This is a genomic window from Bradyrhizobium sp. LB14.3 (assembly GCF_040547985.1).
Classification (GTDB): Bacteria; Pseudomonadota; Alphaproteobacteria; order Rhizobiales; family Xanthobacteraceae; genus Bradyrhizobium.
Genome location: NZ_JBEPQT010000007.1, coordinates 272415 through 293875, shown reverse-complemented (window position 1 = coordinate 293875; position 21461 = coordinate 272415). Strand labels below are relative to the sequence as shown.

Genomic DNA, 21461 nt, shown 5'->3' with positions numbered 1-21461 from the left:
TTCGATACGGTGGGCGTGCCGCCGCTCATCGAGGGATTGGCCTTCAACGCGCTGATCGCTGATAAGGCCTTCGATAGCAACGCCATCATCGCCGAACTCGAAGCGCGTGGCGCCAAAGTCGTCATCTCCCAGCATCCGCGCCGTGCACAGCCTCTCGCCATCGACAAGGAGATGTACAAATGGCGGCATCTCATCGAGAACTTCTTCGGCAAGCTCAAGGAATTCAAGCGCATCGCAATGCGCGCCGACAAGACCGACCAGAGCTTCACTTCAATGATCTATCTGGCCGCGGCCGCGATAAACTCCAGATGAATCCCAACAGACCCTAGAACGAATTCGCCAGCTCGATCTCCGCTTCCAGCACCTGGATGCGCCGTGCTGCCTCACTGGAGGACAGGTCCCGCGCATATTGCGCGGGTTGATAGGCCTCTTCGCTGAGCCGTTTCAGCCTGAGGCCCTGTGTCCGGGTCATCTGCTCTGTGAGGAAAGCCCTGGCATCGTATTTACCCTGAACCTGCATGTCGCTTCTCCGGACCTGAAATCGTGACTTGACTATATGTTCTTATTTTGTTCTAACAAGTCATGGACAACAGAATTAATGAAATTCGACGTAAAATCAGTGCGTTGAGGCTGGAAATGGCCGATGTCGAGGCGTCCGTGCGCGAGCTCGTCGACCGCGATCGCGACTGCACGGAGAAGGCCCTGGCGCAAATGGATCTGCGCTGGAAAATCAATCTTCTGATCGGCGAATGGAAGGCTGCAGGTGGCGGCGATGTCCTGCCGGATGTCCGCGACAGGATGCGCCTTCGTTCCGCGAAGAAAGCCGGCAATCCCGTGCGTTCTATCGCGCGCCATTGAAAGCTTTGGGAGTGTGCCGTGGAAGAAGACCCGGCGACGTACCGGATCTTGAGACTGCGCGCCGAGATTCTCGAACTGGGCTCGGCCATCCGGCAGCTGCAACGCGAGGGGCTCGACGACGCCGCGGCCCAGCTCCTGATCGTGCGCAAGAGCGGACAGCTCGATCATCTCGTGAAATCAGATCGTGCGGGCTGTCATCCCGACCTCACCGGCGGCCGTCGTTGAAGCGTACGCGCGCAGGGCGACATGCGGGCTTGTCGATGCCGGAGGTTGGCGAAGCGGCCTGAGAAGGGTTCAGCCGAACCCGCAAAGCAAAAAGGCCCCGCGATGGCGGGGCCTCCTTGAATTTCGCCGAGCAGCTACTTGGTGTTGCTCATGCCACCCTTGTTGTGCGTCATGGTGCCGCCCTGGTCGGAGCCGGGGCCGGAGCCGCCCTGACCGGAGGGATCGGCGCCCTTGGAGGATTTGGTGTTGGCGCCCGTGGTCTGCGACGACGACATGGAGGATCCATGTTTCGCCTTGTGCGACTTTGCCTGCACGGCGAACGGCGCGGCGGCGAGGCCGGTTGCCAACATCACGGCGAGGGCGAGCTTGGTTGTCTTCATGGGGGAACTCCCTGAGTTGAATTGACGCAGGCAGCCAACCGCGCTCGGTCACAGGAGTTCCGAACACAGGAGCTCCGCTGCATCACGCACACTTCAAGATTCCTTGTCCTCTGCGAGGATGAAGACGACGCCGGTGAGTGTCGCGCCGATCGCGAATGTCGTCGCCAATGTGAGGGCGAAAGCGACAGCGGCCTGGCTTCCGCCATGGCTGAGCAGGTTGGCGACGGCTGGATTGGTCAGAACGAGCACGAGGCTGAAAGCGAGGCCGAGGGCTGCGCCCATCATCGCATGCGTCATCAGCTTGACGAGGCCGCTGGGAGAGATCAGGTCCGACGACTTTTTCGTGCGCATGGAACTCTATCCCGATCTCGCATCCAACGCCTGCGACGCTCGCCGGTTCCATCCGGATGAAGGAATTGTCATTGCCCGCTTCATCCGACGTTCATGCCGGCTTTGCGAGGATGAACACGTCACACCACGGGAACATTCGATATGGGTAAGGTGGTCTTTCTTTACCGCTCGCTGGCCTATCGCAACGCCGCCGCGGACATCCTGGGCAAAGCGCGCAAGCTGCCCCGCGGCGCGGAGCGAAGTGCTGCTCGCCGCTATGCAAAAGCGCTGCGCGAGCTCGCCCGAACGGAAGCCTGGCTCGAAGGACGCGTCGCGCGCGAACCGCGTCCGGCGCAGCGCATGACGAATGCGTCCTCCGGCTAGCCGGATGCGCGCTGCAATTCGGCGGAGCTGGCGTCTTCGAATTTGCCTGGTGTGGTTGTCGCGGCAGTCTTGCGAATCAACGGCACCTCCAGGCGGCACAGCAGGCCCTCGGCGCGCCAATCGAAATGCGCTTGTCCACCGAGCTGGGACTCGACGCTCGCAAGCAGGCTCCGCGTGCCGAAGCCGCGGGACTTCGGGGGCCTGACAAGCGGGCCGCCGGTCTCCTCCCAGGTCAGCGTGAGCAACTCGTCCTCGGCCTGCCAGCCGATCGCGAGCCGTCCCGACCGCGTCGAGAGCGCGCCATACTTTGCCGAGTTGGTGAAAAGCTCATGCAGCGCCAGTGCCAGCGTCTGGGCGGTCGCCGGCAGCAACTGAACTTCGGAGCCTGCCAATTTGATCTGGCCGCCGAGGGAATAGGGCGCAAGCTCCTCGTCGATCAGCTTCGAGAGTTCGGCGCCCTGCCAACTCGACAGCGACAGGATCGTATGCACGCGCGCCAGTGCATTGATGCGCCCCTCGACGGCGTTGACATAGGCCTTGACCTCGTCCGCACGGGTCAGGCGCACGATCGATTGCGCCAGTGCCAGCGCGTTCTTGGCGCGATGATCGACTTCCCGCGCCAGGAGGTTCTGCCGCTCCTCGGCGCGCTTGCGTTCAGTGATGTCCACCGTCACGCCGCTGACGCGCAGAACCCGGCCGCTATCGTCGGCCGTGGCGGCGGCCGTGCCGACACACCAGCGCACATCGCCGTCAGGCCGCACGATGCGGAACTCCGTTTCATAGGCGCGCGTGCCCTTGTTGAATTCGCCGATCGCCTTGCGCAACTGATCGACCTCATCGGGATGCAACAGCGCCTGAACGTTGGCCGGGTTCACCTCGAAGCTCTCCGGGCCAACGCCAAAGATGCGATACTGCCCCTCGTCCCAGATCCAGTCGCCGGTAATCCAGTCCCAGTCCCAGGAGCCCATCTTGCCGGCGGCGATCGCCATGCTGCGCCGCTCTTCGCTCTCGCGCAGCTTTGCGGTGGAATTCTCAAGCTCGGCGGTACGTGCACGCACGCGGTCCTCGAGATCCTGGTTCAGCCGTTCGAGCTCGCGCGTCTTGCGGTAGAGTTCGGCAAACACCTTGACCTTGGCGCGCAGCACCTCCGGCACGACCGGCACCGGGACGTAGTCGACCGCGCCCATCTCGTAGCCGCGCAGGCGGTCGATGTCGCTGACTTGAATGGCCGAGATGAAGATCATCGCGGTCTTCTGGAAGCGCGGATGCTCGCGGATCATCGCGGCAAGTTCGAAGCCGTCGAGTTCGGGCATGCAGACGTCGACCAGGATCACCGCGATCTCGGTCTTGAGCAGCACCTCCAGAGCCTCGCGACCCGACGAGGCGATCACGAGATTCTCGCCCAGATCCTTCAGGATCACCTCATAGGCGAGCAGCTTGGCCGGCTGGTCGTCGACGAGGAGGATGTTGACCTTTTGGTGGTCCATACGGGCATCCAACTCAGCGGTGCAGCCACATGCGGATTGCAAGCAGCAATTGATCGGTGTTGACGGGTTTGGCCAGGTAGTCGGACGCGCCGGCTTCGAGGCATTTCTCGCGGTCGCCCTTCATGGCCTTGGCCGTCAACGCGATGATCGGAACACGGGCGAAGGCCGGATCTTCACGAATAACGCCGATGGTCTGATAGCCATCCATCTGCGGCATCATGATGTCCATCAGCACGATGGCGATCTCCGGATTGGATTCGACCAGCGTCACCGCCTCCTTGCCGGTGGTCGCCGTCAGCACCTTCATGCCGCGCCGTTCCAGCACGCTCGACAGCGCGAAAATGTTGCGGGCGTCGTCGTCGACGAGGAGGGCGGTCTTGCCGATCAGGTCGTCGTCGGAACTGTTCAGCTTCTCCAGCATGCGCTGTTTCTCGACCGGCAATTCCGTGATCACGCGGTGCAGGAACAGCGCGGTCTCGTCGAGCAGGCGCTCCGGTGATTCCACGCCCTTGACCACGATGCTGCGCGCCATGGTGTGGAGTTCCGCATCTTCCTCGGCGGACAGCTCGCGGCCGGTGAAGACGACGACCGGGACGTTCGACAGCGCCTCGTCGTTGCGGATCTGGTCCAGCACCTCGAAGCCGCTCATGTCGGGCAGCCGCAGGTCGAGCACGACGCAATCGCAGGGGGACTCACGCAGCATCGAGAGCGCGTCGGCGCCGGTGCCGGCCGTCACGATCTCGATATCGTCGTGATGCAGGAGCTCCCGGATCGAGAGCTGCTCGGCTTCGTTGTCCTCGACGATCAGCAGCCGCTTGCGCCGCGGCCGCGCATATTCCTTGATCTGCGTCAGCGCGGCCGAGACGCCCTCGGTCGTCGTCGGCTTGTTGACGAAGGAGAAGGCGCCGCGCGCGAGCGCATGCTGGCGGTCCTCGTCGAGCGTGATGACCTGCACGGGGATGTGGCGGGTCAGCGGATTGTGCTTGAGCTGGCTCAGCACGGTCCAGCCGAGCATATCAGGCAGGAACACGTCGAGCGAGACGGCGCGCGGCTGGTACTGCTTTGCAAGCTCCAGCGCCTCCGCGCCGCGTGCGGCGACCAGCACCTTGAAACCCTTGTCCCGGGCAAGGTCAATCAGAATACGCGCATAATGCGGATCGTCCTCGACGATCAGCAGGATACTGTCGCCGGGTTCGAGGTTGAGCCGGTCGTCGGCGAGCTGCTCGATGACGCGCTGCTGTTCGGGCGTGGCGGGCTGCAGCGCCGGCGGCTGGCTGTGTTGCTGGGGCGCAGGGCGCGGCGCGAGCGTCGGGCCGGAATATTTCAGCGGCAGGTATAGCGTGAAGCACGACCCCTTGCCCGGCAAGCTGCGCAGGTGGATTTCGCCGCCGAGCAGGCTTGCGAGCTCGCGGCTGATCGCAAGGCCGAGGCCGGTGCCGCCATATTTGCGGCTGGTGCCCGCATCCGCTTGCTGGAACGCCTCGAAGATCAGCTTCTGCTTCTCCAGGGGAATGCCGATGCCGGTGTCGGACACTTCGAATGCGATCACGGCCGGCGCCGAGTTCAGCAAGGGATGATCCGTTCCCCAGCCGCCGACCGCGGCGGCGACCTTCAGGCGCACTTCGCCCTCGGCGGTGAACTTGAAGGCGTTGGAGAGCAGGTTCTTCAAAACCTGCTGCAGGCGCTTGGAGTCGGTGACGAGGCTGCGCGCAAGATTCGGATCGACGTCGATCTTGAACGAAAGGTTGCGGTTTTCCGCCTCGTGACGGAACGGCCGCCCGACGGTATCGAGCAGGTTCGCGGTCAGGATTTCCTCGGCGTCGACCGTCACGGTGCCGGACTCGATCTTGGAGAGATCTAGAATGTCGCTGATGAGATTGAGCAGGTCGGTGCCGGCGCCATGGATGGTACGGGCGAATTCGACTTGTTTGCCGGTGAGATTGCCGTCCGGATTGTCGGTGAGCTGCTGTCCGAGGATCAGGATCGAGTTCAGCGGCGTGCGCAGCTCGTGACTCATATTGGCGAGGAATTCGGACTTGTACTTCGAGGTGAGTGCCAGCTCGGTCGCCTTTTCCTCCAGTGCGCGGCGGGCCTGCTCGATCTCCTGATTCTTGCGCTCGACCTCGACGTTGCGCTCGGCGAGCTGCTGCGCCTTCTGTTCGAGCTGGTCGTTGGTCTGCTGCAATTCGCGCTGCTGGGTCTGGAGTTCGCCGGCGAGCTGTTGCGATTGCTTGAGCAGGCCTTCGGTCTGCATCGTCGCTTCGATCGAGTTGAGCACGATGCCGATGGAGTCCGTGAGCTGCTCCAGGAAGGTCATCTGCGAAGTCGTGAATGAGGTGAGCGAGGCCAGCTCGATCACCGCCTTGACCTGGCCTTCGAACAGCACCGGCAGCACCACGAGGTTCTTCGGGGCGACCCGGAGCAGTGCCGAATTGATCGGCACCACGTCGGCCGGAATGTCCGCGATCACGCGCGGACGCTTGTCGATCGCGCATTGGCCGATCAGGCCGTCGCCGAGCGGCAGCACGCGCTGATACGGATAGATGCCGTCGCCGGCATAGGAAGCGAGCAGCAGAAGCTGCGGACTATCCTCGTTCTCGACCTGATAGATCACGCCGGTATGCGCGTTCACCAGCGGCGACAATTCGGTGAGCAGCAGCCGGCCGACGGTGGTGAGATCGCGCTGGCCCTGGAGCATGTTGGTGAATTTCGCAAGATTGGTCTTCAACCAGTCCTGCTCGGTGTTCACGTCCGTCGTCAGACGGAGGTTCGTGATCATCGTGTTGATGTTGTCTTTGAGCTCCGAGACCTCTCCGCGGGCGTCGACCTGGATCGACCGTGTCAGGTCGCCCTTGGTCACCGCGGTTGCGACCTCCGCGATCGCGCGCACCTGAGAGGTGAGGTTGGCCGCCAGGAGGTTGACGTTACCGGTGAGATCCTTCCAGGTGCCGGCGGCGCCGGGCACGTCGGCCTGACCGCCCAGCCGTCCCTCGACGCCGACCTCGCGCGCCACTGACGTCACCTGGTCGGCGAAGGTCGCGAGCGTCTCGGTCATGTTGTTGATCGTGTCGGCGAGCGCCGCGACCTCACCCTTCGACTTCACCGTCAGGTTCTGCTTGAGGTCGCCGTTGGCGACCGCGGTCACCACCTTGACGATGCCGCGGACCTGCTCGGTCAGGTTCGCCGCCATGAAGTTGACGGTGTCGGTGAGGTCCTTCCAGGTGCCGGCGACGCCGGGCACCTGGGCCTGGCCGCCGAGTTCGCCTTCGGTGCCGACCTCGCGCGCGACGCGCGTCACTTCGCCGGCGAAGGCATTGAGCTGGTCCACCATGGTGTTGATGGTGTTTTTCAGCTCGAGGATTTCGCCCTTCACGTCCACGGTGATCTTGCGCGACAAGTCGCCGCGCGCCACCGCAGTGGTGACCTCGGCGATATTGCGGACCTGCGTGGTGAGGTTCGCGGCCAAAAGGTTGACGTTGTCGGTGAGGTCCTTCCAGGTGCCGCCGACGCCGGGGACCACGGCTTGGCCGCCGAGCCGGCCTTCGGTGCCGACCTCGCGCGCGACGCGCGTCACTTCGGCCGCGAAGGAGCGGAGCTGCTCGACCATGGTGTTCAAGGTGTCCTTGAGCAGCAAGATCTCGCCGCGCACGTCCACCGTGATCTTTTTCGAGAGGTCGCCGCCCGCGATCGCGGTTGCGACCTCGGCGATGTTGCGGACCTGGGCCGTCAGGTTCGAGGCCATGAAGTTGACGTTGTCGGTGAGGTCCTTCCAGGTGCCGGCAACCCCGGGCACCTCGGCCTGGCCGCCGAGCTTGCCTTCGGTGCCGACCTCGCGCGCGACGCGCGTGACTTCGCCGGCAAAGGCGTTGAGCTGGTCCACCATGGTATTGATGGTGTTCTTCAGCTCCAGGATTTCGCCGCGCACGTCGACGGTGATCTTGCGCGAGAGGTCGCCGCGCGCCACGGCAGTGGTGACCTCGGCGATGTTGCGGACCTGGGCGGTGAGGTTGCCCGCCATCGAGTTGACGCTGTCGGTGAGATCCTTCCAGGTGCCGGCGACGCCGGGCACGTTGGCCTGGCCGCCGAGGCGCCCTTCGGTGCCGACCTCGCGCGCCACGCGCGTCACCTCGCCCGCGAAGCGGTTGAGCTGGTCGACCATCGTGTTCAAGGTGTCCTTGAGCTGAAGGATCTCGCCGCGCACGTCCACCGTGATCTTGCGGGACAAGTCGCCGCCGGCGATCGCGGTCGCCACTTCGGCGATGTTACGGACCTGGGCGGTGAGGTTGCCAGCCATCGAGTTGACGCTGTCGGTGAGGTCCTTCCAGGTGCCGGCGACGCCGGGCACTTCGGCTTGTCCACCGAGCTTGCCTTCGGTGCCGACTTCGCGCGCAACGCGCGTGACTTCGCCGGCGAAGGCGTTGAGCTGGTCCACCATGGTGTTGAGCGTTTCCTTCAACTGAAGGATTTCGCCGGACACGTTGACGGTGATCTTCTTCGACAAATCGCCCTTGGCCACCGCGGTCGCGACTTCGGCGATGTTGCGGACCTGCCCGGTCAGGTTCGACGCCATCGAGTTGACGCTGTCGGTGAGGTCCTTCCAGGTGCCGGCGACGCCGCGCACCTGGGCCTGGCCGCCGAGTTTGCCTTCGGTGCCGACTTCGCGCGCGACGCGCGTCACTTCACCGGCAAAGGCGTTGAGCTGGTCCACCATGGTGTTGATGGTGTCCTTCAGCTCGAGGATTTCGCCGCGCACGTCCACGGTGATCTTCTTCGACAAGTCGCCGCCGGCAACCGCCGTCGTCACCTCGGCGATGTTGCGGACCTGCGCGGTCAGGTTCGACGCCATCGAGTTGACGCTCTCGGTGAGATCCTTCCAGGTGCCGGCGACGCCGAGCACGTTGGCCTGGCCGCCGAGGCGGCCTTCGGTGCCGACCTCGCGCGCCACACGCGTCACTTCGCCGGCGAAGGCGTTGAGCTGGTCCACGCAGGTGTTCAGCGTTTCCTTCAGCTGAAGGATCTCGCCCGACACGTTCACCGTGATCTTCTTCGAGAGGTCGCCGCCCGCGATGGCGGTCGCGACGTCGGCGATGTTGCGGACCTGGGCCGTCAGGTTCGACGCCATGAAGTTGACGTTGTCGGTGAGGTCCTTCCAGGTGCCGGCGACACCAGGCACCTGGGCCTGGCCGCCGAGCTTGCCCTCGGTGCCGACCTCGCGCGCCACGCGCGTCACTTCGGAGGCGAAGGAGTTGAGCTGGTCCACCATGGTGTTGATGGTGTCCTTCAGCTCCAGGATCTCGCCGCGCACGTCCACCGTGATCTTGCGCGACAAGTCGCCGCGCGCAACGGCGGTGGTGACGTTGGCGATGTTGCGGACCTGGGCGGTGAGGTTGCCGCACATCGCGTTCACGGAATCGGTCAGGTCCTTCCAGGTACCGGCGACGCCGGGCACGATGGCCTGGCCGCCGAGCTTGCCGTCGGTGCCGACCTCGCGCGCCACGCGCGTCACTTCGGAAGCGAAGGAGCGGAGCTGGTCCACCATCGTGTTGATGGCTTCCTTGAGCTGAAGGATCTCGCCGCGGACGTCCACCGTGATCTTCTTCGACAAGTCGCCGTTGGCCACAGCGATCGTCACCTCGGCAATGTTGCGAACCTGGTTGGTCAGGTTGTTCGCCATCGAGTTGACGCTCTCGGTCAAATCCTTCCAGACGCCAGTCATTTCCGGCACCTGGGCCTGGCCGCCGAGCTTGCCCTCGGTGCCGACCTCACGCGCGACGCGCGTCACCTCGGAGGTGAACACGCCGAGCTGCTTGATCATGGTGTTGACGATGGTCGCGGACTGCAGGAATTCGCCGCGGAGCGGACGGCCGTCGACGTCGAGCTTGACGGTCTGGATCAGGTCGCCTTGCGCCACGGCTGCGACCGCGCGCGTCACCTCGCGGGTTGGCCACAACAAATCGTCGATCAATGTGTTGACCGAGCCTTCCATATCGGCCCAGGAGCCGGAGGCGAGGCCGAACTTCACGCGCTGCCGCGTCTTGCCCTCGCGGCCGACCACCTGGCCGACCAGCTCGAGCTGCTGCGCCATACGCTGATTGGCGGCGATGATTTCGTTGAATGTGTCGGCGAGCTTGCCGTCAATGCCGAGATAGTCGCCGCTCATGCGCACCGAGAAATCGCCGTTGCGCATGGCCTGGAGGGCAAGCAGCAATTCTGCCCGGGAATCCGGCTCCGACATACCGTTGTTCTTTGGCTTTGGGCCGCGACGACCGGAGCGTGATGCAGTTCCGGTTTCGACGTCGCTCATACTCATTCCCCCGCAGGCGCCGGCCGAATCCCAGGCAAGACGCGATTGATCAAAATAGAGCTTCAGCTCAATTCGAAATCAAGCGCCAACGTGCGGCACCAGGAAATGGAACCTGCTTTGCTCAGCCCAACGGAAACAATCGCGATGGACCGAAATGGTTCCATCGGGTTCCAAAATTTTCGGGCCGAAGGTCCCCCTTCAACGCGCCATTGACAGTTGGCTTCAGGAACGGAGCGGCGGCCCTCCCGTTAGCCCGCAAATGCAGGGAGAGCGCATATGAAAGCCGGATTTGCCGTCGTCGTGACTGTGATGGTGTTTGCCGGATCGGCTTTGGCGCAGAGCGGTGCGCCCAGCGGTCGCGGCGCCGTGACCGGCGATCCCGCCGCAAGCTCCGCCACGCCACGGGCGGATACGCCGACCACGGGCACGTCGACCCGGTCGAACCCCAGCGGTAGCGGCACCTCGAGCTCGGGCGGCAAGGATGACAATGGGGATGCCGGCCGGGACAGAATGCCGGAGAGCGACCGTACGGTGCGGCCGGAGAGCCAGCAACATCATCCGAACGACAAGTAAAGGGGCTATTTGTCCGCCATGGTGCGCTCGGCGTCCTTGACCTGCGAGCGCAATATCGGGAGCTGCTCGCGCGCGAACGCCGCAAGCGCGGCATCATCGGGTGCCTTGAGATAGCGTTCGAGCAGGTCGATCACCGATTCATATTCGGGAATCTGCGCGGCATAGTAGCTTTTGACGAAAGTTGGCCCGTCCGAGGTTTCGGGCTCGACCAGGCTCGCACTCGCCGGGGTCGTCTTGGCGACGCGCGGTTCAGTGCCGATCGCCTCCTGGATCGGCTTCAGGGCCTTGTCGCGCTGGGCTGCTTCTTCGGCACGCAGAGCGGCGAGGTTCTTGACCTCGGCATTGCCCTTCAGGTCGGTGCTCTCCAGCAGACCCTGCTGGAAGCGGCTGAACGTGTAGAGGTCGCTGATGACCTCGGTTGCGGTCGGCGCGCGGCCGGCCGGACTGTGCTCGGCGGTGCTATCGGCAAGCGCTGCAGTGCTGATGGAGGCGAGGACTATCGCGACAAGAATCCGCATGTATAGCCAATAGCGGATGGTGACCAAAGTTCCGCAAATGTTACGATCTCGTAAGCGCTGTTGCAGCGCCCAGGTTCCGTCCCCAATTTTACCTTCATGAAACGATCCGACACTTTCAGAGACAACGCCGAAAACTGCCTTCAGCTCGCTGAACGGTCCCAAGGACAGCCGGCTCACAACCGCTTCTTGCGCATGGCGGAGGCGTGGACGGCACTCGCGAACGAGCAGGACTGGCTCGACGGCGAGGTGCCGCCCGTTGCGGCCCGCAGCCGTCAAAGGCAGGAGGCGTGACGCTCTCGTTTTCGTGAATCTGCGTGTGAGACGGCTCACGGAACGCAAGCCACCAATTCATTATTCGGGAGCAGTCGATCTCGTTATTTTTTGATTCCAGGAATTTAATTCCAGAAGGAGGTTTGCGATGGCTACACGCCCACGTCTGGCTCTTCTTTCTCTCATTTTCGCCTTTGGCGTCTCGGTCGCATTTGCGACGGTGACGACGGTGCGGCAGGTGCATCATGAAAATGCAACGGCCGCAGTCCACGCGGCCCATAGTTAGCCGCAGCCTCTCTTGCTCTCGGAACCTTCGAGGCTCAGGCGCGTAAGCGCTTCGAGACGACACGAGAGAGGCGAGAGCACATCATGGCCCATTCCGACCAAGGCATCATCAGAGATCAGCGCGGTGAACAGCAGCCGCGGGACAAGCAGCGCGCGCAAACGGTGCACAAGTCGAAGCGAGAGGGCTCGCCCTCTCGCGAGGCCACGCGCGATCCCAAGTTGAACGACAACAGCAAGACACCCGGCTCCGGCATGGTGCCGGATGATTCCGGCGACGCGCCGAGCGGCTAATTCCACGAGGAACGAATCCCCGCGCGAAGAGTCGAGGGAATGCTTCTGGTTGTCATGCCCCCGGTGATCCGGAAGCAATCTCCAAGGGCGGCCCTGGCACCCCGTGCCGGGGCCGTTTGCTTGAGCATCAGGCCGGGCTAATCTTCGGACTCGCGCTGCGGATGCGGGTGCGTGTGGCCGTCCGGTCCGCGCCCGAAAACCCCGAACCTGCTCGATTTGACATTAGCCCCTGCATCAACCCCGGCGGCGGCCAGTCCGAGCTTGAGGAGCTCGCGTACCGCCGCGGCTCGTGTCGGCATGCGATGTTTGAACCGGAAGTCGTCCACCGCGGCCAGTTCTTCTGGTGACAGCATGACCTGGAGCCGCTCGGCGCGAAGGTCGTTCATGGTCAATCACCCAAAATGAGTATGTTGAGTAATCCACTCAACAAACTCATTCCACGAGGGTTCCACAAAATCCGAGCCACCAGATGGTCATCGAGCAGGTAGAGCGCTGGGCCAACAGCCTGGGCCTTCAACCGCCGAGATTGCAGCCTTCGACGCAAGCGAAAGCGAGCTAACGCTTCGCGAGGGGAGAGCTCTTTGCCGACAGCGAATGGGCTGATCGGTGCGGTTTGCGGGAGACGATGCGAAGCTTGCGCCTGAGCCACCAGGCCAATACCGAAACGACGGCCCAGACGATCAACGCGGCAGCGAAAGCGCCCGGAACGCTCGCAGCCACGGTGAGATGGAAGACGGCAGCGAATGCCAGGAGACCGGCACTTCCCCAGGCGGCGCCAGCCGCGTCGAGCGCGGCGGCCTCTTGCCCGCGGCGCGTGCCGCTGAGGCCGGCCTTCTCCTTGGTGCGGCGCTCATGGCTTTCGACCAGCGTGGCGCTCGCGCAGAAGATGGCGGGAAGCGCAAGGAATAGTCCGCCAACGGACACACCAAAGTGCGCTCCCAGTATCCCCGTGAGCACGGTCGCCAGGCCACCGAGCAGGAAACGAATGCCGTATTCGTACCAGCGTGTCTGCTTTAGCGCGGAGAGTGACAGCTTGACCGGCATCAGGCCGCACCTCCGAAGCCGGCGAGCAGGCCGAAGGCGACCGCAAGCCACACGACAACAGCGAGGACGGTCGCGGGCAGCGCGGACACACGGTATCCGATCAGCAGATGGCAGACGACAACGCTGTAGCAGCCGAGCGCGACCGCGCCATAGATCATCGTCCAGCTTTCGGCCGCAGCATATTGCGGGCCGTGCTGGACGACGGCGATGCCGAGCGTCGCCAGTGCGACTGACGGCGCTGCGCCGAGCAGCCCCGCAAAGCTTTTGGGTTTGAGCATATCGCCGAAGATCGCAAAGGCGGAGACGATGACGCCACCGGCAATGAATCGCAGGACATATTCGGTCACGGCCGTTCCCGCCGATTGACCTGCTCGCGGAACGATCGCGTCAGTGTCCATGGCCGCAAAAGTCTCTCTACGGCCGCGCCAAGCGCAAATCCTGCGACGACGTCGCTTGCCCAATGCGCGAGCACCGCGATCCGTGTCAGCGAAAGCGCGACCGCAACCGTGCGCACCAATCGACGCGGCGCTTCGGGCAGCAAGCCCGCAGCCGACGCAAGTGCGCCCATATGGACCGCGTGACCGGACGGGAAGGCGTCGCGCGCCTGTCCTGAGACGGGTACTCCATGTCGGTGTCCGCGTATGGTCAGCCGGTCTGGCCTGATCTGATCGAACACGGATTTCAGGACATGAGGCAGAACGGCCGTCGCTAGCGACACAGCCAGAACGTGATTTGCCACGGGCCGCTGTTGCGGCTGCCAAATATGAGCATAGAGCCACCCCGCTGCGGCCAGCGCGAGCAGCACGTGCTCGTCGGCCGCCCAGGTTAATGTCTGCGCGGTGTGCTCGACGCCTGAATTGGTGTGATCAGCGATCTCGTTCGCGATCGCGACGTCGATCCGGGTAGGTTTGACGTTGACTAAGGCCATCGGTCTGCAAGCGTGATGTCTCCCCATGACGGTCTTGCAAAGCCCGGAGGCAAAGAAGGTTCCTGAGCTCTGCCTCGTGGCATATGCAAGCCGGCGTCCTCGGAAACTCGTTACTTGGACTGGCCGACGCTCGGTGCCTTGCCGAGCTCCTTGGCCATGTCGAGGTGGTGCTTGAGCGCCGGCAGCGTCTTGCCGGCCCAATCCTTCAGGTCGGAATTGTCCCCGCCTTTGGCGTAACGCTCGAACAGCGAGACCGCGTCCTCATGGGCGCTGACCTGGTACGAATTGTAATCCGAGCTGAAGTCCTTGCCATTCGCGCTCTTGAGCTTGTCGAGCTTGCTCTGGTGCGAGCTGTCGACCGCTGTCGGCAGGGTTGCCTGCACCTTGCCGCCGCTGACCAGGCCCTTGAGTTCGCCGCTGGTCTTGGTGTGGTCGGTCACCATCTGTTGCGCAAAACTCTTCTCCTGCGCGTTGCCCTTCTGCTCGGCGAGCTTGCTCGATTCGATCTCGAACATGTCGCTGATGGCAACCTCCTTGACGAAGTCGGCGGTCGCAGGCGCGATGCCGAGCGCCGAATTGACGCCGGTCTTCTCACCGAGCGACTGGGCGAGCGCGGGGCCTGCGAAAAGCACGCAAGCAAGGGCGATGATGGTACGTTTCATGGTCCGGTCCCTCCGATTGAGCGCGCAGCCTCTCGCCGCGCGACGTGGCGCCGACCAACACGCCGCAGGGGCCGAGGTTCCTAACGGTTAATCCGTGGGATGCCGCCCGGTGCGCGGATTGATGGGGTCGGTCGGCTTGCGCCGAAGCCGTTCGGGCAGAAACGGCTCGGTCGGCGTGGCGGTGGCCTCGGCACGTACGTCTGCATGGCGTTGTGCCCGTTCATGCGGCGTCCGGTTGTCGTTGATCTGCCGCTTCACGTCGAGGCCATCGACGGGATCGTTGACGCCGTGCTGGATATCGCGGAAATCGCTCATGCTTCACCTCATTCCTTTCCAGGCAGGATCTTTTCCAACATCTGCCGCGCCGCTCCCTTGATCACTCCGCTCTCGTTGGGATCGCCCTTCATCAGGGCGAGCGAGAAATTCTTCGCCTGCTGCAAGGTGACGTGCGGCGGCAGCGGCGGCACTTCGGGGTCGGTCTTCACCTCCAGCACCACCGGCATCTCGCTCGCCAGCGCCTGCTCCCAGGCCGAGCCCAGCAACTGCGGGCTGTCGACGTAGATGCCGCGCAAGCCGATCAACTCGGCAAAGCGCGAATAGGACACGTTTGGGATGCGCTGCGATGCCTCGAATTTTGGATCGCCGTTGATGATGCGCTGCTCCCAGGTTACCTGGTTGAGGTCTTCGTTGTTGAAGACGCAGACGATGAAGCGCGGATCCTTCCAGTCGCGCCAATACTTCGCGGCGGTGATCAGCTCGGCCATGTTGTTCATCTGCATCGCGCCGTCGCCGACGAGTGCAATCACGGGGCGGTCGGGATGGGCGTATTTCGCGGCGAGCGCATAGGGCACCGCGGCACCCATGGAGGCGAGGCCGCCGGAGAGCGAGGCCGTCATGCCGCGGCGCATCTTCAGGTCGCGCGCGAACCAGTTGGCGCAGGAGCCGGAATCACTGGTGATGATGGCCAGGTCCGGCAGGCGCGGCGACAATTCCCAGGCGACGAGCTGCGGATTGACCGGTGCTGCGGGCTGATGTGCGCGGTCATCCAGCGTCTTCCACCATTTCGCGACGTCGGCTTCGATACCCTGGCGCCAGGCGCCGTCGCTCTTGGGTTTCAGTCGCGGCAGCAGTGCGCGCAGCGTCTCGGCGGCATCGCCGACGAGGCCGACCTCCATGGGAAAGCGGATCGACAACATGCTGGCGTCGATGTCGATCTGCACGCCGCGCGCCGCGCCTTCCTTCGGCAGGAATTCGGCATAGGGAAAGGCGGAGCCGACCATCAGCAGCGTGTCGCATTCCATCATCATGTTGTAGCTGGGCTCGGTGCCGAGCAGGCCGATCGAGCCGGTGACCCAGGGCAGGTCGTCGGGCAGCACAGCCTTGCCGAGCAGCGCTTTGGCACAGCCGGCCGACAGCCGGTCGGCGACCGCGATCGCCTCCTCGGTGGCATGCAGCGCGCCGGCGCCGACGAGCATCGCGACCTTCTTGCCGGCGTTGAGCACTTCGGCGGCACGGTCGAGATCAGCGTCACGAGGCTTGATGCTGGGAGCGCTATAGCCGATGCCAGAATGCAGGGTGCCGTGAGCGCGCGGCGGGTCCTCGTACGGCTCCTCCTGGATATCGTTGGGCAAGATGATCACGGTTGGCGTCCGCCGGGCCAGCGCGATCCGGATCGATCGATCAATCAGATGCCGAATCTGCGCCGGCGAGGATGCCTGCATGACGTAGGCGCCAGCCACATCCTTGAACATCGAGACGAGGTCAAGTTCCTGCTGATAGTGTCCGCCCAGTGCATTGCGTGCCTGCTGACCGACGATCCCAAGCACCGGCTGGTGATCGAGCAGGGCATCGTAGAACCCGGTAATCAAATGCGAGGCGCCGGGGCCCGAAGTTGCGATGCAGACGCCGAGCTGACCGGAGAACTTCGCATAGGCGGTCGCCATGAAGGCGGCCATCTCCTCGTGCCGGGCTTGGACAAAGCCGATCTTGCCCTCAGCACGCTGAAGGGCACCGAACACGCCGTTGATTCCGTCGCCGGGATAGCCAAAGAGGTGGCGCACTCCCCATTGATGCAGACGCTGAACGATGAAGTCGGAGACGGTCTGGGACATCGTGGGCGGCTCTTCGTTCCAGGAACTTTTGATTCGGGGACTTGAAGTCGAGAGAACCGCCTGTTTCAGGCGATGTTCCTCAACTCACGCGGAACAAGCTGGAACGATCGCTCACTCATTCGGGTTGTCTCAATACTGGCTGAGTGGAGAATTGAGATGTTGAATCAAGGCGAACTGGACCAAAACGAGATGGGCCGCTTGATCGGCAGCGACAAGGTCGAGGGAACATCGGTCTATGGCGCCGATCGCAACAAGATCGGCTCGATCGAACGCGTGATGATCGACAAGGTCAGCGGCAAGGTGTCCTACGCCGTGCTCGGTTTCGGCGGTTTCCTGGGCCTCGGCAACGACCACTATCCGCTACCGTGGCAGTCGCTGAAATACGACACGGAGCTTGGCGGCTACGTCACCGGCATTACCACTAAGGAGCTGGAAGGCGCGCCGAAATACGGCGAACGGAGTGATTGGAACTGGGGTGATGACGCCGCAGTTCGCGGTATCAACTCCTACTATGGCGTCCCCTTCGCTTAGGGATTCACGGAAAGGGAGTTCGATGAGCAAGGAACGGCCGAACGACGATCCCCGGCAGCAGAGCGACTGGGGTTCGCACAAGCAAACGGACAAGCCCTGGAAAGGCAATCCGGAAAAGGAGCAGGGATCGGGCGAGGTGAAACCCGATCTCGAAAAATGGCATGAGACCAATACGCACTGAGCAAGCTGTTAATAATGAATTCGCAGCAAGCGCGGCGTGCACGATGCCGCGCTTGTTCTTTGAGCAGTCACATTGACGTATGACACCGTCGCTTGCGCAGGCCGGAACCATGCCTTCGCACTGCGGTTAGGCCTCCGGTGCGAGCCGGACTGAGGCGGCTTAGTACCGACAGAGGTGTTCACCGTGGATGCTCAAACCCGGGAGCATGGGCCGTCCGCGGAGCCGCCGCAGAGGGCGAAGGAAGCTCCGGAGACATCTCCTGATCAGGCCCGCGACGCCAAAGATCAGAAGCCGGCGAAGATGCCATCGCTGCGAGATCGGATGCGCGAGCATTGGCTGCTCGCCACCGTCGGCGCCATTGTGTTGCTCGCGGCCCTGATCGCTGGCCTGCTCTACTGGCTCCAGGTGCGTCACTATGAATCCACCGACGACGCCTTCGTCGCGGCGCGCAGCTTTTCGGTGGCCGCGAAGGTCGGCGGCTACGTGACCGATATTCCGGTCACGTACAACCAGCATGCCAACGCCGGCGATCTCCTTGCCAAGATCGACGAGCGCGACTATCGCATCGCCATACAGCAGGCCGCGGCTCAAGTTGCGATCTCAACGGCGAACATCGCCAACGTCGAGGCCCAGATCGTTTCACAACAGGAACAGATCAAGCAGGCCCAGGCGCAGCTCGAACAAGCGCAGGCGCAGCTCCAGTTCTCGCAGGAGGAGTTCAAGCGCGCGGAAGATCTCGTCGAGAAGGGCGCCGGCACCGTGCAGCGCCAGCAACAGACCCGCTCCGATCTTCAGGCGCAGCAGGCCAACACTGAACGTGCGAAGACCGCGGTGACCGCCGCGCAAGTCGGCATCGAGACGCTGCAAGCGCAGCTCGAGGGCGCCCGCGCGCAGCTCGCGCAGTCGCAGGCGCAGCTCGATCAGGCCAAGTTGAACCTGCAATATACCAGCGTCATTGCTGCGCAGTCTGGCCGCGTCGTCAAGCTTAGTGGTGCCAAGGGTACTTTTGTCACTGCGGGACAAAGCCTGATGATGTTCGTGCCCGACGAGGTCTGGATCGTCGCCAACTACAGGGAGACGCAGCTCAATGACATGCGACCGGGCCAGCCGGTCGAGATCCGCATCGACGCCTATCCCGGCCGTAAGCTGACCGGCCATGTCGAGTCCGTGCAGCCGGGCTCCGGCACCGCGTTCAGCCTGCTGCCGGCGGAGAACGCCACCGGCAATTACGTCAAGGTGGTGCAGCGCGTGCCGGTGAAGATCGTGGTCGACAATTGGCCGGCGGATCTGCCTGTCGGTCCCGGCATGTCGGTCGTGCCCTGGATCAGGGTGCGATGACGGACGCCGTCGACAGCGGCGCATCCGCGGGCGGCTGGTCGCCGGAGCGCTCCGCGGCGGGTGGTCATAATCCTTATCTGATCGCCTTCGTCGTCTCGATCGCGACCTTCATGGAGGTGCTCGACACCACCATCGCCAATGTCGCGCTGCGACACATCGCGGGCAGCCTCGCGGTCGGTATCGACGAGAGCACCTACGTCATCACCAGCTATCTCGTCGCCAACGCCATTGTGCTGTCGATCTCGGGCTGGCTGTCGACCGTGATCGGCCGCAAACGCTTCTACATGATTTGCGTTGCGACCTTCACGGTCTCTTCGCTTTTGTGTGGCTTCGCATGGAATTTGCAGGCGCTGGTGCTGTTCCGCATCCTTCAGGGCCTTGGCGGCGGCGGCATGGCGACCAGTGAGCAGGCGATCCTCGCCGACTCCTTCCCGCCGCACAAGCGGGGCCAGGCCTTTGCGATCTATGGCATCGCCGTCGTGGTGGCGCCGGTGATAGGACCGACGCTCGGCGGCTGGATCACCGACACCTACACCTGGCACTGGGTGTTCCTGATCAACGTCCCCATGGGGGTGCTGTCGCTGTTCCTGGTCGGCACGCTGGTCAAGGAGCCGTCGGGCGCGGAGGAGGAGAGGAAGAAGCTGCTGAGCAAGGGGCTGCGGGTCGACTATGTCGGCTTCCTGCTGGTCGCGACCGGGCTCGGCTCGCTCGAATACGTGCTCGACGAAGGCCAGCGCAGCGACTGGTTCGGCTCGAACATGATCGTGTTCTTCGCCTTGCTTTCGGCCGTATCACTGCTTGCGCTGATCCCCTGGGAGCTGACACGCGAGGATCCCATCGTCGATCTCCGCCTGCTCGGCCGCCGCCAGTTCGCCGCCTGCTTCCTGGTCATGCTTGCTACCGGTGCGGTGCTGATCTCCACAACGCAGCTTTTGCCGCAACTGCTCCAGACCGAACTGAACTACACTGCGCTGCTCGCCGGTCTCGCATTGTCACCCGGAGGCATCGCGACGCTGGTGCTGATGCCCGTGGTCGGCCGCCTCACCGGCATCGTGCAGCCGAAATATCTCATCATGCTCGGCGCTGCCATCGTCGCGTTCTCGATGTGGCATCTCACGGGGCTCACCGGCGACATCACCTACGGCTACGCCGCGATGTCGCGCATCTTCCTCGCCCTCGGTCTGCCCTTCCTGTTCCTGCCGGTCACGACAGCGTCCTACGACGGCGTGCCGCCTGAAAAGACCAACCAAGCCTCCGCGCTGATCAACGTCGCTCGCAACATCGGCGGCTCCATGGGCGTCGCGTTGGCACAGACGGTCCTGGCGCAGCGCCAGCAATTCCACCAGAGCCGGCTGATCGAGCACGCCGCGCCATCCGATCTCGGCTACCAGCAGACCATCGAGACGATGACCCGCTTCTTCCAGGCTCAGGGCTCGAGCGCGAGCGATGCGGCCTCGCAGGCCGTCGCCTGGGTCGGCCGCATCTTGCAGCAGCAGGTCGATTTGCTCGCCTATATCGACGTGTTCTGGACCCTCGCGGTTGTTGCCGTGCTGATGATCCCCACTGCCGCCGTGCTGCGGCCAATCAATCTGAACGCGCCGGCAAAGGGACATTGAGCCAACGACCGTTGGGACAGAAAGGGTGACCGCGGCGCAAAAGTCCGGCTAGACTGGTCCGAACACCAAGCAAAAGTCCGGGAGGTAACTTAAGTGAAGACCGCGATCACCGAACTGTTCGGCATCGAGCACCCCATCATCCAGGGCGGCATGCATTTCGTCGGCTTTGCACAGCTGGCGGCCGCCGTCTCCAATGCGGGCGGGCTCGGCATCATCACCGGTCTCACGCAGAAGACGCCGGAGCTGCTGGCAAAAGAGATCGCGCGCTGCCGCGACATGACCGACAAGCCGTTCGGCGTGAACCTCACCTTCCTGCCGGCCTTCGCCGCGCCGCCTCATCCTGAATATATCGCCGCGATCGTCGAGGGCGGGGTCAAATCCGTGGAGACCGCGGGCCGCAGCCCGGAAACCTACATGCCGGCGCTGAAGGCGGCCGGCATCAAGGTCATCCACAAATGCACTTCGGTGCGCCACTCCCTGAAGGCTGAGCGCATCGGCTGCGACGCCGTCAGCGTTGACGGTTTTGAGTGCGGCGGCCATCCCGGCGAGGACGACATTCCCAACATGATCCTGCTGCCGCGCGCGGCGGAGGAATTGAAGATCCCGTTCGTCGCTTCCGGCGGCATGGCCGACGGACGCAGCCTGGTCGCGGCGCTGTCGCTGGGTGCGGCCGGCATGAACATGGGCACGCGCTTCATCGCCACCAAGGAAGCGCCGGTGCATCAGAACGTGAAGAACGCGCTGGTCGCGGCGACCGAACTCGACACCCGCCTGATCATGCGGAGCCTGCGCAACACCGAGCGCGTGCTGAAGAACGCCAATGTCGACCGCCTGCTCGAGATCGAACGCGAGAAGGGCGACAAGCTCAAGATCGACGACATCCACGATCAGGTCGCGGGCGTCTATCCCAGGATCATGCTGGACGGGAAGATGGATGCAGGCGCCTGGAGCTGCGGCATGGTCGCAGGGCTCATCCACGACATCCCCACCTGCAAGGAACTCGTCGACAGGATCATGGCTGAGGCGGAAACCATCATTCGCAACCGTCTGATGGGGTTCCTTGAAGGGACCGGTGCACCGCAAAGGGTCGCCTGACACCGCCAACTTCTTAACCACGGCGGCAGTTGACCGCTGGAATTGCGCGC

General features: G+C 63.6%; 24 protein-coding genes. 11 read left to right on the top strand and 13 right to left on the bottom strand.

Annotation, left to right across the window (positions count from 1 at the left end):
- On the top strand, positions 1–312 hold a 312-nt coding region (locus tag ABIB00_RS17155; RefSeq protein ID WP_354105142.1), incomplete at its 5' end, for a transposase.
- Between the two features lie 13 nt (positions 313–325).
- Here the strand turns inward: ABIB00_RS17155 and ABIB00_RS17150 are convergent.
- Positions 326–520: a DUF3072 domain-containing protein gene (locus ABIB00_RS17150; protein ID WP_247327823.1), complete on the bottom strand. Its 195-nt coding sequence runs from the start codon at positions 518–520 to the stop codon at positions 326–328.
- Between the two features lie 116 nt (positions 521–636).
- Here ABIB00_RS17150 and ABIB00_RS17145 point away from each other — a divergent pair, with 116 nt between their 5' ends.
- Both ABIB00_RS17145 and ABIB00_RS17140 read left to right on the top strand, forming a co-directional pair.
- A complete protein-coding gene (locus ABIB00_RS17145) occupies positions 637–858 on the top strand; it encodes a hypothetical protein (RefSeq protein ID WP_354105141.1) in 222 nt (73 codons plus the stop codon).
- Between the two features lie 18 nt (positions 859–876).
- On the top strand, positions 877–1083 hold the full coding sequence (locus tag ABIB00_RS17140; RefSeq protein WP_247347972.1) for a hypothetical protein: 207 nt from the start codon (positions 877–879) through the stop codon (positions 1081–1083).
- Positions 1084–1217: 134 nt separating this feature from the next.
- Here ABIB00_RS17140 and ABIB00_RS17135 read toward each other — a convergent pair whose 3' ends face one another.
- Positions 1218–1463, bottom strand: a complete 246-nt coding sequence (locus ABIB00_RS17135) for a hypothetical protein (RefSeq protein ID WP_247347973.1) — start codon at positions 1461–1463, stop codon at positions 1218–1220.
- Positions 1464–1556: 93 nt separating this feature from the next.
- Complete coding sequence (locus ABIB00_RS17130; RefSeq protein ID WP_247347974.1) at positions 1557–1814, bottom strand: hypothetical protein; 258 nt, start codon at positions 1812–1814, stop codon at positions 1557–1559.
- Positions 1815–1955: 141 nt separating this feature from the next.
- Here ABIB00_RS17130 and ABIB00_RS17125 point away from each other — a divergent pair, with 141 nt between their 5' ends.
- Positions 1956–2177, top strand: coding sequence for a hypothetical protein (locus ABIB00_RS17125; RefSeq protein ID WP_247347975.1), 222 nt, complete (start codon positions 1956–1958; stop codon positions 2175–2177).
- On the opposite strand, the gene ABIB00_RS17120 is transcribed toward ABIB00_RS17125, so the two are convergent.
- Positions 2174–3664 (bottom strand): HWE histidine kinase domain-containing protein, encoded by a 1491-nt coding sequence (locus ABIB00_RS17120; RefSeq protein WP_354105140.1) that lies wholly within the window; start codon positions 3662–3664, stop codon positions 2174–2176. The genes ABIB00_RS17125 and ABIB00_RS17120 overlap by 4 nt on opposite strands.
- 13 nt (positions 3665–3677) lie before the next feature.
- Positions 3678–9968, bottom strand: coding sequence for a HAMP domain-containing protein (locus tag ABIB00_RS17115; RefSeq protein WP_354105139.1), 6291 nt, complete (start codon positions 9966–9968; stop codon positions 3678–3680).
- A gap of 276 nt (positions 9969–10244) precedes the next feature.
- Between ABIB00_RS17115 and ABIB00_RS17110 the strand changes: the two genes are divergently transcribed.
- Positions 10245–10541 (top strand): hypothetical protein, encoded by a 297-nt coding sequence (locus ABIB00_RS17110; protein ID WP_354045941.1) that lies wholly within the window; start codon positions 10245–10247, stop codon positions 10539–10541.
- Positions 10542–10546: 5 nt separating this feature from the next.
- Here the strand turns inward: ABIB00_RS17110 and ABIB00_RS17105 are convergent, their stop codons facing one another.
- The gene (locus ABIB00_RS17105; RefSeq protein WP_354105138.1) at positions 10547–11059 is read right to left on the bottom strand and encodes a DUF4142 domain-containing protein; all 513 of its coding nucleotides are present in this window, start codon (positions 11057–11059) and stop codon (positions 10547–10549) included.
- Positions 11060–11698: 639 nt separating this feature from the next.
- Here ABIB00_RS17105 and ABIB00_RS17095 point away from each other — a divergent pair.
- Positions 11699–11905: a hypothetical protein gene (locus tag ABIB00_RS17095; protein WP_247347987.1), complete on the top strand. Its 207-nt coding sequence runs from the start codon at positions 11699–11701 to the stop codon at positions 11903–11905.
- Positions 11906–12042: 137 nt separating this feature from the next.
- Here ABIB00_RS17095 and ABIB00_RS17090 read toward each other — a convergent pair whose 3' ends face one another.
- The 7 genes from ABIB00_RS17090 to ABIB00_RS17060 all read right to left on the bottom strand — a co-directional run bounded on the left by ABIB00_RS17090 (position 12043) and on the right by ABIB00_RS17060 (position 16650).
- On the bottom strand, positions 12043–12291 hold the full coding sequence (locus ABIB00_RS17090; RefSeq protein ID WP_247347989.1) for a hypothetical protein: 249 nt from the start codon (positions 12289–12291) through the stop codon (positions 12043–12045).
- A 169-nt stretch (positions 12292–12460) separates the two neighbouring features.
- Positions 12461–12949, bottom strand: a complete 489-nt coding sequence (locus ABIB00_RS17085) for a DUF3147 family protein (protein ID WP_354105136.1) — start codon at positions 12947–12949, stop codon at positions 12461–12463.
- A complete protein-coding gene (locus tag ABIB00_RS17080) occupies positions 12949–13296 on the bottom strand; it encodes a DUF3147 family protein (RefSeq protein WP_247347993.1) in 348 nt (115 codons plus the stop codon). The genes ABIB00_RS17085 and ABIB00_RS17080 overlap by 1 nt, the downstream gene beginning before the upstream one ends.
- Positions 13293–13877, bottom strand: coding sequence for a phosphatase PAP2 family protein (locus ABIB00_RS17075; protein ID WP_354045947.1), 585 nt, complete (start codon positions 13875–13877; stop codon positions 13293–13295). The genes ABIB00_RS17080 and ABIB00_RS17075 overlap by 4 nt, the downstream gene beginning before the upstream one ends.
- Positions 13878–13987: 110 nt before the next feature.
- Positions 13988–14539 carry a DUF4142 domain-containing protein gene (locus ABIB00_RS17070; RefSeq protein ID WP_354045949.1) on the bottom strand — a complete coding sequence of 184 codons (552 nt, stop codon included), beginning with the start codon at positions 14537–14539 and terminating at the stop codon, positions 13988–13990.
- 87 nt (positions 14540–14626) lie between these two features.
- Positions 14627–14854, bottom strand: coding sequence for a hypothetical protein (locus ABIB00_RS17065; protein WP_211397214.1), 228 nt, complete (start codon positions 14852–14854; stop codon positions 14627–14629).
- A gap of 8 nt (positions 14855–14862) precedes the next feature.
- The gene (locus ABIB00_RS17060; protein ID WP_354105135.1) at positions 14863–16650 is read right to left on the bottom strand and encodes a thiamine pyrophosphate-requiring protein; all 1788 of its coding nucleotides are present in this window, start codon (positions 16648–16650) and stop codon (positions 14863–14865) included.
- Positions 16651–16806: 156 nt separating this feature from the next.
- On the opposite strand from ABIB00_RS17060, the gene ABIB00_RS17055 reads away from it, so the two are divergent.
- The 5 genes from ABIB00_RS17055 (at position 16807) to ABIB00_RS17035 (ending at position 21411) form a co-directional block, all read left to right on the top strand.
- Positions 16807–17181, top strand: a complete 375-nt coding sequence (locus ABIB00_RS17055) for a PRC-barrel domain-containing protein (RefSeq protein ID WP_027516524.1) — start codon at positions 16807–16809, stop codon at positions 17179–17181.
- Between the two features lie 22 nt (positions 17182–17203).
- Positions 17204–17362, top strand: a complete 159-nt coding sequence (locus ABIB00_RS17050; RefSeq protein ID WP_247348003.1) for a hypothetical protein — start codon at positions 17204–17206, stop codon at positions 17360–17362.
- Positions 17363–17545: 183 nt separating this feature from the next.
- Positions 17546–18700, top strand: a complete 1155-nt coding sequence (locus tag ABIB00_RS17045) for an HlyD family secretion protein (RefSeq protein WP_354105134.1) — start codon at positions 17546–17548, stop codon at positions 18698–18700.
- Complete coding sequence (locus ABIB00_RS17040; RefSeq protein WP_354105133.1) at positions 18697–20316, top strand: DHA2 family efflux MFS transporter permease subunit; 1620 nt, start codon at positions 18697–18699, stop codon at positions 20314–20316. The genes ABIB00_RS17045 and ABIB00_RS17040 overlap by 4 nt, the downstream gene beginning before the upstream one ends.
- 93 nt (positions 20317–20409) lie before the next feature.
- Positions 20410–21411: an NAD(P)H-dependent flavin oxidoreductase gene (locus tag ABIB00_RS17035; protein ID WP_354105132.1), complete on the top strand. Its 1002-nt coding sequence runs from the start codon at positions 20410–20412 to the stop codon at positions 21409–21411.
- Positions 21412–21461 lie beyond the last annotated feature (50 nt).